This window comes from Nocardioides sp. Root122 (assembly GCF_001425025.1).
GTDB lineage: Bacteria > Actinomycetota > Actinomycetes > Propionibacteriales > Nocardioidaceae > Nocardioides.
This window is the reverse complement of record NZ_LMDE01000013.1, coordinates 199,219-212,859: the sequence shown is the minus strand read 5'-3', so window position 1 is coordinate 212,859 and position 13,641 is coordinate 199,219. Positions and strand designations below refer to the sequence as shown.

Here is a 13,641-nt window from a genome sequence, read left to right as displayed (position 1 = left end):
GTCAGTGCCCGTGCTTGATCGCGGTCCGCAGGTCCTTGTTGAGCTGCGAGATCACGTCGAGCGGGATCTCCTTGGGGCACGCGGCGGTGCACTCGCCGATGTTGGTGCAGCCACCGAAGCCTTCGTGGTCGTGCTGGGCGACCATGTTGACCACGCGCTCGTCCCGCTCGGGCTGGCCCTGGGGGAGCAGGCCGAGGTGGGTGATCTTGGCACCCATGAACAGCGAGGCCGAGCCGTTGGGGCAGGCGGCGACGCACGCGCCGCAGCCGATGCAGGTCGCCACGTTGAAGGCGCGGTCGGCGTCGTCCTTGGGGACCGGCACCGAGTGGGCCTCGGGGGCCGAGCCGGTGTTGACCGAGATGAAGCCACCCTGCTGGATGATCCGGTCGAAGGCGCTGCGGTCGACCACGAGGTCCTTGATCACGGGGAACGCGTCGGAGCGCCACGGCTCGATGGTGATGGTCTCGCCGTCGCTGAACGAGCGCATGTGGAGCTGGCACGTCGTGGTGACCTCGGGACCGTGCGCGTCGCCGTTGATCATCAGGCCGCACATGCCGCAGATGCCCTCGCGACAGTCGGAGTCGAACGCGATCGGCTCCTCGCCCTCGGCGTTGAGCTGCTCGTTGAGGACGTCGAGCATCTCCAGGAACGACATGTCGGGCGACACGTCGGCCAGCTGGTAGGTGTGCATCGCACCCGGGGTGGAGGCGTCCTGCTGGCGCCAGATCTTGAGCGTCAGGTTCATCACTTGTAGCTCCGCTGCTTCATCTCGATGGCCGTGTAGACCAGGTCTTCCTTGTGCAGGACGGGCGCGGCGTCGTCGCCAGCCCACTCCCACGCGGACACGTAGGCGTACTCCTCGTCGTGGCGCAGCGCCTCGCCGTCCTCGGTCTGCGACTCGCCACGGAAGTGGCCGCCGCAGGACTCGCGCCGGTTGAGGGCGTCGATGCACATGAGCTCGCCGAGCTCGAAGAAGTCGGCGACGCGGCCGGCCTTCTCCAGGGACTGGTTGAGCGTCTCGGCGCCGCCGAGGACCTTCACGTTGCGGTAGAAGTCGTCCTTGAGCGAGCGGATCAGGTCGATCGCCTTCTTCAGGCCGGTCTCCGTCCGCTCCATGCCGCAGTACTCCCACATGATGTTGCCGAGCTCGCGGTGGTAGGAGTCCACGCTGCGCTCGCCGTTGACCGTGAGGAAGTGCTCGATCCGGCCCTTCACCGACTCCTGCGCCTCGACCACGGCGGGGTGGTCCTCGGCGATCGGCTCGAAGGGACCGTCCGCGAGGTAGTCGCGGATGGTGTGGGGGAGGACGAAGTAGCCGTCGGCCAGGCCCTGCATCAGCGCCGAGGCGCCGAGGCGGTTGGCGCCGTGGTCGGAGAAGTTCGCCTCACCGGTCACGAACAGGCCGGGGATCGTCGACTGGAGGTCGTAGTCGACCCACAGGCCGCCCATGACGTAGTGGACCGCGGGGTAGATGCGCATCGGCACCGAGTACGGGTCCTCGCCGGTGATCCGGGCGTACATGTCGAACAGGTTGCCGTACTTGGCCTCCACGGAGTCGCGGCCGAGACGGGCGATGGCGTCGGCGAAGTCGAGGTAGACGCCACGTCGCACGCCGTCGACCTCGGGGCCGACGCCGCGACCGTCGTCGCACTGGTACTTCGCGGCCCGCGAGGCGATGTCGCGGGGGACCAGGTTGCCGAAGGAGGGGTAGATCCGCTCCAGGTAGTAGTCGCGGTCCTCCTCGGGGATGTCGCGGGGGTCCTTGTCGCAGTCGGCCTGGTTCTTCGGCACCCAGATGCGGCCGTCGTTGCGCAGCGACTCCGACATCAGCGTCAGCTTGGACTGGTGCGTGCCGGTGACGGGGATGCAGGTCGGGTGGATCTGCGTGTAGCAGGGGTTGGCCATGTAGGCGCCCTTGCGGTGCGCACGCCACGCGGCGGTGACGTTGGAGCCCATCGCGTTGGTCGACAGGTAGAACACGTTGCCGTAGCCGCCGCTGGCGAGCACCACGACGTCGGCGACGTGGGTCTGGATCTCGCCGGTGATCATGTCGCGGGCGATGATGCCGCGCGCCTTGCCGTCGACCACGATCAGCTCGAGCATCTCGTGGCGGGAGAACATCGAGACCGTGCCGGCGGCGACCTGGCGCTCGAGCGCCTGGTAGGCGCCGATCAGGAGCTGCTGGCCCGTCTGGCCGCGGGCATAGAAGGTGCGGGAGACCTGCACGCCGCCGAAGGAGCGGTTGTCGAGCAGGCCGCCGTACTCGCGGGCGAAGGGGACGCCCTGCGCGACGCACTGGTCGATGATGTTCGTGCTGACCTCGGCGAGGCGGTAGACGTTGGACTCGCGCGAGCGGTAGTCGCCGCCCTTGACCGTGTCGTAGAAGAGACGGTGGACCGAGTCGCCGTCCTCCTTGTAGTTCTTGGCGGCGTTGATGCCGCCCTGCGCGGCGATCGAGTGCGCGCGGCGCGGGGAGTCCTGGTAGCAGAACGTCTTGACGTTGTAGCCGGCCTCGCCGAGCGTCGCGGCGGCCGACGCACCGGCGAGGCCGGTGCCGACGATGATGATGTCGAGCTTGCGGCGGTTGGCCGGGTTGACCAGTCGCGCCTCGAACTTGCGGTTCTGCCAGCGCTCGGCGATCGGGCCCTCGGGCGCCTTGGCGTCCACCAGCGGCGAGCCGGGGGTGTAGTAGCCGGCGGCGTCGTCGTAGTCGCCGTCGAGCGACCCGCTGGCCGAGGCCTCCGTCGAGGTGACGGTGTCGGGCATGTCCATGTCGTGGCTCACGAGTGAGGCCCCTTACTTGGTGATGATGCCGGCGAGGACGGCGAGGGGGACGAGGGAGAAGCCGACCGTGATGATCAGCGCGATGACGAAGGCGACGACCTTGGCGCGGTTGCGCTTCGCGGCCGTGCCGGTCCACCCGAGGGTCTGTGCGGCACTCCAGATCCCGTGGTGCAGGTGGGCGCCGAGCGCGAGCATCGCGACGATGTAGATCAGCGTCAGCCACCAGACGTCGAAGGTGTCGACGAGCAGGTTGAACGGGTCGTTGGTCGCGCCGCCCTGCGGGTTCACCTTGCCGACGGTGAAGTTGAGCAGGTGCCAGACCAGGAAGATGAGGATCGTCAGGCCGCCCCACCGCATGGTCAGGCTGGCGCGGTTGGCGCCGGTGTCCTTCTTCATGACGTACTTCGTGGTGCGTGCGCGGGCCGCGCGGCGCCACAGGGTGACGGCGCAGTAGACGTGCACGACGAGCGAGGCGATGAGGCCCACGCGGAGGATCCAGAGCGCACCCTCGTGCGGGAGCATCGGCTCGCCGAGCTCGCGGAGGTGCTCGGCGTACTCGTTGAACGCGTCGTGACCGCCGAAGGCCTTGAGGTTGCCGTACATGTGCGCGAGCACGAAGGCCAGGAAGATGAAGCCGCTGATCGCCATGCCCAGCTTGAGGGCGATGGTGGTCCGAGAGGCCCGCGCGCCCTTCACCAGGGTCGGGGGAGTGAGTTGGGTTGCCACACAGGCACCGTATCGCCCCGTGCTGCCACGCGACGCGCCGAGGCCGTGTGAGGTTTTCGTGGGCGCGTTGTCTTCCGCTGGAGTGTGACACAGGCCATAGTCGTGGGCGTTGCCCCGACCCAGTCCCAGGGACTCATGGAGGACGCATGGAGGACGCATGGCATCGACCGACCAGGGCGTGAGCAGTCCCGGACGTGCGCGCATCGAGGCCCGCACGTTGCGCGAGGACCGATGGTGGGTCCAGCCGCTGGTCACCTTCGTGGTCTTCTCGGGCTTCGTGGTCTTCGCGACGTTCCGCGCCTTCATGGGACGCGACTACTACGCCGAGCCCTACCTCTCGCCGTTCTACTCGCCGTGCCTGGGCGACTGCGTCGAGGGTGCCTCCGACTTCGGCCAGCCGTTCGGCTGGTGGCCGTTGTCCGCGGCGCTGATCATCCTGGTCTTCCCGCTGGGCTTCCGGATGACCTGCTACTACTACCGCAAGGCCTACTACCGGGCGTTCTGGCTGAGCCCGCCCGCGTGCGGCGTCGCCGAGCCGCACCAGGCCTACTCCGGCGAGACGCGCTTCCCCCTGATCCTGCAGAACGTGCACCGCTGGTTCTGGTACGCCGCGGTGCTCGTCGGGCTGGTGCTGACCTACGACGTGGTCCTGGCCTTCCGGCCCATGCCCGCCGAGTACGCCGTCGGCGACGGCGAGACCAGCGGCGTCCACATGGGCCTCGGCACCCTGCTGATGCTCCTCAACGTCGCCTTCATCTGGCTCTACACGCTGTCGTGCCACTCGTGCCGCCACATCGTCGGCGGCCGGCTGCGGCACTTCTCCAAGCACCCGGTCCGCTACAAGCTGTGGACGTGGGTCTCGCGGCTCAACGAGAGCCACGGCACGTGGGCGTGGTACTCGCTGTTCTCGGTCGCGATCGTCGACTTCTACGTCTTCCTCCTCGCCACCGGCACGATCCAGGACGTGAGGTTCTTTTGATCCCCACGACGTTCTCATCTCCCCCGCTTCGCTCCTCCGCTGACAACGCCGCGGGGACCCCGAAAGGCTCCAGATGACCAGCGAATCAAGGCATCCGATGACCGGCAACGAGATGTCGCCCGAGGCCGCGGGCGGCATGGAGCGCCACGCGTACGACGTCGTGGTGATCGGCGCCGGCGGGGCGGGCCTGCGGGCCGCGATCGCCGCGCACGACGCCGGCGCCAGGGTGGCCGTGGTCTGCAAGTCGTTGCTCGGCAAGGCCCACACCGTGATGGCCGAGGGCGGCATCGCGGCCGCGATGGGCAACCGCTGGCCCGAGGACAACTGGGAGGTCCACTACCGGGACACGATGCGCGGCGGCAAGATGATGAACCACTGGCGGATGGCCCAGCTGCACGCCCAGCAGGCGCCCGAGCGGGTGCTCGAGCTCGAGGACTGGGGCGCCCTCTTCGACCGCACCGAGGACGGGCTGATCTCGCAGCGGGACTTCGGCGGCCACAAGTACGCCCGCCTCGCCCACGTCGGCGACCGGACCGGGCTCGAGATGATCCGCACCCTGCAGCAGCGCACCGTGCAGCTCGGCATCGACGTCCACATGGAGTGCACGATCACCGAGGTCCTCAAGGACGCCGACGGACAGGGCCGGGTGGCCGGTGCGTTCGGCTACTGGCGCGAGACCGGCCGCTTCGTGACCTTCGAGGCGCCCAGCGTGATCCTGGCGACCGGCGGCATCGGCAAGTCCTACAAGGTGACCTCCAACTCGTGGGAGTACACCGGCGACGGGCACGCGCTGGCGCTGCGGGCCGGGGCCAGCCTGATCAACATGGAGTTCGTGCAGTTCCACCCGACCGGCATGGTGTGGCCGCCGTCGGTCAAGGGGCTGCTGGTCACGGAGTCGGTGCGCGGTGACGGCGGCATCCTGAAGAACTCCGAGGGCAAGCGGTTCATGTTCGACTACATCCCCGACTTCTTCAAGGCCGAGACGGCCGACACGGAGGAAGAGGCGGACCGTTGGTACGACGACAAGTTGAACAACCGGAGGCCACCGGAGCTGCTGCCGCGCGACGAGGTCGCGCGGGCGATCAACTCCGAGATCAAGGCTGGGCGCGGGTCACCGCACGGCGGCATCTACCTCGACATCGCGAGCCGGCGCGACGCGGACTACATCCGCAAGCGGCTGCCGTCGATGTACCACCAGTTCAAGGAGCTGGCCGACGTCGACATCACGGCCGAGCCGATGGAGATCGGCCCGACCTGCCACTACGTGATGGGCGGCGTGGAGGTCGACCCCGACACCCAGGAGAGCGCCGTCCCCGGCCTCTACGCCGTGGGCGAGTGCTCGGGCGGCATGCACGGGTCCAACCGGCTCGGGGGCAACTCGCTCGGTGACCTGCTGGTCTTCGGCAAGCTCGCCGGCGAGGCCGCGACGTCGTACGCCACCGGGCTGGGGGGCGCACGCCCGCAGGTCGCCGAGACCGACGTGAAGGCGGCGCAGGCGAGCGCGCTGGCGCCGTTCGAGGTCGAGGGCGGGGAGAACCCGTACTCGATCCAGTCCGACCTCCAGCAGTCGATGAACGACCTCGTCGGGATCATCCGCACGGCCGGCGAGCTCGAGCAGTCGCTGGTCGAGATCGAGAGGCTGAAGCAGCGGGCCGGGGCGATGACGGTCGAGGGCCACCGTCAGTACAACCCCGGCTGGCACCTCTCCATCGACCTGCGCAACATGCTGATCGTCTCGGAGTCGATCGCGAGGGCGGCGCTGGCCCGCGAGGAGTCACGCGGCGGGCACACCCGCGACGACTTCCCCACGACCGACCACGAGGTGTGGGGCCGGAAGAACCTCATCGTCAGCCTCGACGCCGCCGGCACGGGGGTGGAGCTGGCCGAGAAGCCGCTGCCGGAGATGCCCGACGAGCTCAAGAAGTACTTCGAGGAGTCCTGATGGCCTACGACCTGAAGATGCGCGTCTGGCGTGGCGACGCCGACGGCGGCGAGCTCACCGACTACTCGGTGGAGGTGTCCGAGGGCGAGGTGGTGCTCGACGCGCTGCACCGGCTGCAGGCCACCCAGACCGGCGACCTGGCGATCCGCTGGAACTGCAAGGCGGGCAAGTGCGGCTCGTGCAGCGCCGAGATCAACGGCCGACCGCGGCTGATGTGCATGACCCGGCTCTCGGACTTCGACCCGGCCGACACGATCACCGTGACGCCGATGCGGACGTTCCCGGTGATCCGCGACCTGGTCACCGACGTGTCCTTCAACTACGAGAAGGCGCGCCAGCTGCCCTACGCCGAGCTCGGCCCCCGCGACGCCGACGGCAAGCGCCGGATGATGCAGGTCGACGTCGAGCGCGGCCAGGAGTTCCGCAAGTGCATCGAGTGCTACCTGTGCCAGGACGTGTGCCACGTCGTCCGCGACCACGAGGACAACAAGCAGCACTTCGCCGGGCCGCGGTTCTTCATCCGCTACGCCGAGCTCGACATGCACCCGCTGGACACCCACGACCGGCGCCAGCTCGCCCAGGGGGCGGCCGGGCTCGGGATGTGCAACATCACCAAGTGCTGCACCGAGGTCTGCCCCGAGGGCATTCACATCACCGACAACGGGATCATCCCGATGAAGGAGCGGGTCGTGGACCGCAAGTACGACCCCCTCGTGTGGCTCGGCAACAAGATCGGGATCCGCAACAAGGACAACGACGGCCGCACCGAGGTCTGAGCTCACCCAGCCCCGGCGACCGTCTTTGGCGCTCGAGGAAGGCGCCGATAACGGCGGGAACAGCGGCCGGCAGCGACGAGGCCGACCAGGCGCACCCGAGCGCTCCCGTCACCCACCCCTGCGCCCGGGTGAGGTATCCCATAGCCGTCGCCGGTGACCCGGACGTGACGTCCGTCCTATCCTGCGCAGCATGAGCGACCTCCCAGGTGATCTCGACGGCGGACTGGACGAGCCCGAGGACCTTCAGCCGGCCGAGGGGTCGCTGAGGCTGGTGGGCGACGGCGACACCTACGACGCGTCCGCCTGGGAGGCCGCGACCGCTGCCGTGCTGCGCAAGGCGCGCCGCCTCCGTGAGGACGCCCCCGACTCCGACGTCTGGGCGGCGCTCACGCGCACCACCCTCGACGGCATCGAGGTCGCGCCGATCGGCCAGCCGTCCGACCTCGAGGGGCTCACCACCTCGGGGCGTCCGTCCCGCGCCGGCGCCTGGGACGTGCGCACGCAGGTGGAGGTCGTCGACGACAGGGCCGCCAACGAGGCCGTGCTCCAGGACCTCGAGAACGGTGGCACCTCGCTGCTGCTGCACCTCTCCCCGGACGTCGAGCACGACTGGGACACCCTGCTCGACGGGGTGCTGCTGGACCTGGCGCCCGTCGTCCTCGACCGGGCCCCGACCGAGCAGGTCGAGGCGTTCGCCCACTTCCTGGACGGCGTCGAGGGCGCCCTCCACCCGGCCACGAACCTCTCCTTCGACCTCCAGACGCTCGAGATGCTGCCCTCCCGTCAGCGCGACGACGGCACCACGGCCCGCGACCGCTTCGCCCCCGTCGTACGCCGTGGGTTCCAGCTGGGCGTGCGTGCTCTGGTGGTCGACGGCACCGCGCTCCACGACCAGGGCGCCAGCGACGCCCAGGAGCTGGGCTGGGCGGTCGCGACGGGCGTGGCCTACCTCCGGCTGCTCGCCGACGAGGGCTTCGACGTCGAGTCGGCCGCCCGGCTCATCGAGTTCCGGCTGGCCGCGACGGACGAGCAGTTCCCCAGCATCGCCAAGATGCGGGCCGCCCGGCGTCTGTGGGCGCGCGTGCTGGAGGCGTCCGGCGCAACGGGCGACATGGCGCTGCACGCCGTCACCAGCCGTCCGATGACCAGTCGGCGCGACCCGTGGGTCAACATGCTGCGCGGCACCGTCGCCGCCTTCGCCGCAGGGATCGGCGGCGCCGATGCGGTGACCGTCGTGCCATTCGACGACCCGCTGGGCGTGCCCGACGCGCTCGGTCGCCGCGTCGCCCGCAACACCTCCTCGCTCCTCATCGAGGAGTCCCACGTCGCCGCGGTCACCGACCCGGCCGGTGGTTCCTACGCCGTGGAGAAGCTCACCGACGACCTCGCGGTCGCCGCCTGGGCCGAGCTCGGCCGGATCGAGGCCGACGGCGGCGCGCTCGCCGACGACGCCCGCACGGGCGTGACGGAGCGGGTGGAGGCCGTGCGGGCCGAGCGCGACGCCCAGGTCGCCGACCGGTCGCGCCCCCTGACCGGCGTCTCGGAGTTCCCGAACCTCGCCGAGGTGCTGCCCGAGCGCGAGCACCGCCCGCACCGCGACGTCCACCACTACGGCGCGGCGTTCGAGGAGATGCGCGCGGAGCCCGCCACGCGCCCCGTCTTCCTCGCCACGATGGGCCCGATCTCCGCACACACCGCGCGTGCGACCTTCGCGACCAACCTCCTCGCCGCCGGTGGTGCCAGCGTCGAGGCGGCCGGTGCCACCACCGACGTCGCGTCCGTGACCGCGGCCTACTCCGGTCAGCGCGTGGTGTGCCTCGCCGGCACCGACGCGGCCTACGCCGAGTGGGGCGCCGACCTGGTCGCCGCGCTGCGTGCGGCAGGTGCGTCGTACGTCGTGCTGGCGGGCAAGCCGGGGGAGAAGACCGTGACCGACGTGGACGACTCGTGTGCCATGGGGGTAGATGCGCTCGGCTTCCTCGGCCGGATCCGAGAGGAGCTCTCGAAGTGAGCATCCCGAAGAACTTCGCCGACATCGAGCTCGGAGGTTTCGAGGCTCGCTCCGCTCGCACCTCAACCACCGAGGGTGGGGCCGGCGAGCCGTGGGCGAGCCCGGAGGGCATCGACGTCCTCCCGGTCTACGGCCCGGAGCACCTCGAGGGTCTCGACGGCCTCGACACCTGGCCGGGCCTCGCGCCCTTCCTGCGCGGCCCCTACCCGACGATGTACACCACGCAGCCGTGGACGATCCGCCAGTACGCCGGCTTCTCCACCGCCGAGGAGTCCAACGCCTTCTACCGCCGCAACCTCGCGGCCGGCCAGAAGGGACTGTCGGTCGCCTTCGACCTCGCGACGCACCGCGGCTACGACTCCGACCACCCGCGGGTGCGCGGCGACGTCGGCATGGCGGGCGTGGCGATCGACTCCATCTACGACACCCGCACGCTCTTCGACGGCATCCCGCTCGACGAGATGTCGGTGTCGATGACGATGAACGGCGCCGTGCTGCCCGTGCTCGCGCTCTACATCGCGGCGGCCGAGGAGCAGGGGGTGAAGCCGGAGCAGCTCGCGGGGACCATCCAGAACGACATCCTCAAGGAGTTCATGGTCCGCAACACCTACATCTACCCGCCGGCGCCGAGCATGCGGATCATCAGCGACATCTTCGCCTACACCTCGCAGAAGATGCCGCGCTTCAACTCCATCTCGATCTCCGGCTACCACATCCAGGAGGCCGGGGCGACGGCCGACCTCGAGCTGGCGTACACGCTGGCCGACGGCGTGGAGTACATCCGCGCGGGCCTCGGCACCGGCATGACGATCGACCAGTTCGCCCCGCGGCTGTCGTTCTTCTGGGCCATCGGGATGAACTTCTTCATGGAGGTCGCCAAGATGCGTGCGGCCCGGGCGCTCTGGGCACGGCTCGTGGACGACTTCGAACCGACCAACCCGAAGTCGCGGTCGCTGCGCACGCACAGCCAGACCTCGGGCTGGTCGCTGACCGCGCAGGACGTCTTCAACAACGTCGGGCGCACCTGCATCGAGGCGATGGCGTCCACGCAGGGCCACACGCAGTCGCTGCACACCAACGCGCTCGACGAGGCGATCGCGCTGCCGACCGACTTCTCGGCGCGCATCGCCCGCAACACCCAGCTGCTGCTGCAGCAGGAGAGCGGCACGACGCAGGTGATCGACCCGTGGGCCGGCTCCTACTACGTCGAGAAGCTCACCCACGACCTCGCCGAGCGCGCGTGGGCGCACATCCAGGAGGCCGAGCGCGCCGGCGGGATGGCGAAGGCGATCGAGCAGGGCATCCCGAAGATGCGCATCGAGGAGGCGGCCGCCCGCACCCAGGCGCGGATCGACTCCGGTGCGCAGAAGGTGATCGGCGTCAACACCTACCGCCTGGCCGCCGAGGACAAGCTCGACGTGCTGCGCGTGGACAACGACGACGTCTACCGCCAGCAGGTCGCCAAGCTCGAGCGGCTGCGCGCCGAGCGCGACGACGACGACGTACGCCGTGCGCTGGACGCGCTGACCGCGTCGGCCGAGCGCGGACCGGTCGGTGGCGGCTCCCTGGAGGGCAACCTGCTCGCGCTGGCCGTCGACGCGGCCCGCGCGAAGGCGACGGTCGGGGAGATCTCCGACGCGCTCGAGAAGGTCTACGGCCGCCACCAGGCGGTGATCCGTACGATCAGCGGCGTGTACCGCGACGAGGCTTCCGGCGCAGGCGACGCGAAGGTCGCCGAGGTCCTCCGTGCCACCGAGGAGTTCGAGGCCGAGGAGGGCCGACGGCCCCGCATCCTGGTCGCGAAGATGGGCCAGGACGGCCACGACCGTGGCCAGAAGGTCGTGGTCACGGCCTTCGCGGACCTCGGCTTCGACGTCGACGTGGGTCCGCTCTTCTCCACGCCCGAGGAGGTCGCGCAGCAGGCGATCGACGCCGACGTGCACATCGTCGGCGTCTCCTCGCTGGCCGCCGGCCACCTGACCCTCCTGCCGGCGCTGAGGGATGCGCTGGCCGCGCAGGGGCGTCCCGACATCATGATCGTGATCGGGGGCGTGATCCCGCCCGACGACGTCGAGACGCTCAAGGAGATGGGTGCCGCAGCGGTCTTCCTGCCGGGCACCGTGATCGCCGAGTCGGCGCTCGACCTGCTGGCCCGGCTGCGGGAGGACCCGGCCGTCGGTGGCTGAGGTGCGAGCGCGGCGAGCCTCGCGGCCGGACGTGCCGTCGCTGGTCGCCGGCGTCCGTGAGGGCCGGCGTGCCTCGGTCGCCCGGGCGATCACGCTCGTCGAGTCGTCGCGCGCCGAGCACCGGGCGCTGGCGCGCGAGCTGCTGACCGAGCTCGCGACCACCGACCGGCCGGCCGCCACCCGCGTCGGCATCTCCGGCGTCCCGGGCGTGGGCAAGTCGACCTTCATCGAGAGCCTGGGCACCCGGCTCACCGCCGCCGGCCACCGGGTGGGCGTGCTCGCCGTCGACCCGTCCTCGGTGCGCACCGGCGGGTCGGTGCTCGGCGACAAGACCCGGATGGCCGCGCTGTCGGTCGACCCCGACGCCTTCATCCGGCCCTCGCCCTCGGCCGGCACCCTCGGCGGCGTCGCCCGGGCCACCACGCAGGCGATGCTGGTGCTCGAGGCCGCCGGCTACGACGTGGTGCTCGTCGAGACCGTCGGCGTGGGGCAGTCGGAGGTGACCGTGGCCGGGATGGTCGACACGTTCCTCTTCCTCACCCTCGCCCGCACCGGCGACCAGCTCCAGGGCATCAAGAAGGGCATCCTCGAGATCGCCGACGTGGTCGCGGTCAACAAGGCCGACGCCCAGGGCGGCGAGGACCACGAGGGCGAGGCCCGGGTCGCGGCCCGCGAGCTCGCCGGTGCGCTGCGCCTGGTGCGCGGGCACGCCGAGTGGGCGCCGCCGGTGGTCACCTGCTCGGGCCTCACCGGGGTGGGGGTCGACGACGTCTGGGCGCGCGTCAACGCGCACCGCGAGCACCTCGGCACCGACGGCCTGACCCGCAAGCGGGCCGCCCAGCAGCTCGACTTCACCTGGGCGCTGGTGCGGGACGAGCTCGACCAGCGGCTGCGCTCCTCGCCCGGCGTCGCAGCGGTGCGCGACGACGTACGACGTGCGGTGCTGGCCGGCGAGCTGCCCGCGCCACTGGCCGCAGATCGGCTTCTCGCCGCCTACGACGGGGACAGCAACTAGGCTGGGTCGGTCATGCCGAACCCCGCACCCCTTGCCACCTCCGTCATCGCCGAGGCCGTCGACAAGTACGCCGACGAGCTCGTTGCGCTCCGCCGCGACCTCCACGCCCACCCCGAGCTGAGCTGGGACGAGGACCGCACGTCCGAGAAGGTGACCACCGCGCTCGTCGATGCCGGCTGGACCGTCACCCGTCCCGATGGTGGGGGAGTGCTGGCCGAGCTCGGCAGCGGCGACCGGCTCGTGGCGCTGCGCGCCGACCTCGACGCCCTGCCCGTCGACGACCTGACTCCCGACCCGTGGAGGAGCACCGTCCCCGGCGTCGCGCACGCCTGCGGGCACGACGTGCACACCGCCGGGCTGGTCGGCGCCGGACTGGCGCTGTCCGAGGTGGCGGCGCGCGGACTGCTGCCGGGCCGCGTGCGGCTGCTCTTCCAGCCGGCCGAGGAGGTGATGCCCGGTGGCGCACTGCACCTGCTCGCCGCGGGCGCGCTGGACGGCGTCGACCACATCTTCGGCCTGCACTGCGACCCCAGCCTCGACGTGGGCCGCATCGGCCTGCGCGAGGGTCCGCTCACCGGCGCCGCCGACGCGCTCACCGTCAAGCTCACCGGCAAGGGCGGCCACACCTCGCGTCCGCACCTGACCGAGGACCTCACCTTCGCACTCGGCAAGGTGATCACCGAGCTGCCCGCCATCCTCAGCCGCCGCCTCGACCCGCGTGCGGGCGTCAGCGTGGTCTGGGGCACCGTGCGGGCGGGCTCGGCCCACAACGTCATCCCGCACAGCGGCATCGTCGCCGGCACCGTGCGGATGCTCGACGCGGTCGCCTGGACCGAGGCCGAGCACCTCATCCGCCAGCTGATCGCCACGATCATCGCTCCCTACGGCGTCGCGGCCGAGGTGACCTACCAGCGCGGTGTCCCCCCGGTGGTCAACCACGAGGTCTCCACCGCCCTGCTCGGCAGCGCCCTCGACACCGTCCTCGGTCCGCACGGGCACGTCTCGACCGCGCAGAGCCTCGGCGGCGAGGACTTCGGCTGGTACCTCGACTCCGTCCCCGGCGCGATGGCCCGCCTCGGCACGCGCACCCCGGGCGGCCCGACGTACGACCTCCACCAGGGCAACCTGCGCGTCGACGAGGCCGCCACGGGGATCGGTGCCCGGGTGCTCGCCGAGGCGGCGGTCACCGCACTCAGCGCCGACCCGCTCGTCTGACGGGTGC

The 13,641-nt window shown here is 70.7% G+C and carries 10 protein-coding genes; 7 read left to right on the top strand and 3 right to left on the bottom strand.

Annotated features, from left to right (window positions below; genetic code table 11):
- Window position 1: 1 nt before the first annotated feature.
- From ASC64_RS18100 to ASC64_RS18090, 3 genes are read right to left on the bottom strand one after another with little or no spacing between them, the layout of a single operon-like run.
- Window positions 2-745, bottom strand: coding sequence for a succinate dehydrogenase/fumarate reductase iron-sulfur subunit (locus tag ASC64_RS18100; RefSeq protein WP_056908936.1), 744 nt, complete (start codon window positions 743-745; stop codon window positions 2-4).
- Entirely contained in the window at window positions 745-2,766 is a 2,022-nt protein-coding gene (locus ASC64_RS18095; protein ID WP_056909024.1) for a fumarate reductase/succinate dehydrogenase flavoprotein subunit, read from the bottom strand. The genes ASC64_RS18100 and ASC64_RS18095 overlap by 1 nt, the downstream gene beginning before the upstream one ends.
- Before the next feature lie 30 nt (window positions 2,767-2,796).
- Window positions 2,797-3,510 (bottom strand): succinate dehydrogenase cytochrome b subunit, encoded by a 714-nt coding sequence (locus ASC64_RS18090; protein ID WP_056908935.1) that lies wholly within the window; start codon window positions 3,508-3,510, stop codon window positions 2,797-2,799.
- A gap of 157 nt (window positions 3,511-3,667) precedes the next feature.
- On the opposite strand from ASC64_RS18090, the gene ASC64_RS18085 reads away from it, so the two are divergent.
- The 7 genes from ASC64_RS18085 (at window position 3,668) to ASC64_RS18055 (ending at window position 13,634) form a co-directional block, all read left to right on the top strand.
- A complete protein-coding gene (locus ASC64_RS18085; protein WP_056908934.1) occupies window positions 3,668-4,489 on the top strand; it encodes a hypothetical protein in 822 nt (273 codons plus the stop codon).
- 97 nt (window positions 4,490-4,586) lie between these two features.
- Complete coding sequence (locus tag ASC64_RS18080; RefSeq protein WP_235563815.1) at window positions 4,587-6,431, top strand: fumarate reductase/succinate dehydrogenase flavoprotein subunit; 1,845 nt, start codon at window positions 4,587-4,589, stop codon at window positions 6,429-6,431.
- Window positions 6,431-7,207 (top strand): succinate dehydrogenase/fumarate reductase iron-sulfur subunit, encoded by a 777-nt coding sequence (locus ASC64_RS18075; RefSeq protein WP_056908933.1) that lies wholly within the window; start codon window positions 6,431-6,433, stop codon window positions 7,205-7,207. The genes ASC64_RS18080 and ASC64_RS18075 overlap by 1 nt, the downstream gene beginning before the upstream one ends.
- A 190-nt stretch (window positions 7,208-7,397) precedes the next feature.
- The gene (locus tag ASC64_RS18070) at window positions 7,398-9,218 is read left to right on the top strand and encodes a methylmalonyl-CoA mutase family protein (protein WP_056908932.1); all 1,821 of its coding nucleotides are present in this window, start codon (window positions 7,398-7,400) and stop codon (window positions 9,216-9,218) included.
- Complete coding sequence (gene scpA / locus ASC64_RS18065) at window positions 9,215-11,404, top strand: methylmalonyl-CoA mutase (RefSeq protein ID WP_056908931.1); 2,190 nt, start codon at window positions 9,215-9,217, stop codon at window positions 11,402-11,404. Before ASC64_RS18070 ends, scpA begins: the two co-directional genes overlap by 4 nt.
- Window positions 11,397-12,419: a methylmalonyl Co-A mutase-associated GTPase MeaB gene (meaB, locus tag ASC64_RS18060; RefSeq protein ID WP_235563814.1), complete on the top strand. Its 1,023-nt coding sequence runs from the start codon at window positions 11,397-11,399 to the stop codon at window positions 12,417-12,419. The genes scpA and meaB overlap by 8 nt, the downstream gene beginning before the upstream one ends.
- Window positions 12,420-12,431: 12 nt before the next feature.
- Window positions 12,432-13,634: an amidohydrolase gene (locus ASC64_RS18055; protein ID WP_082550612.1), complete on the top strand. Its 1,203-nt coding sequence runs from the start codon at window positions 12,432-12,434 to the stop codon at window positions 13,632-13,634.
- Window positions 13,635-13,641: the final 7 nt, after the last annotated feature.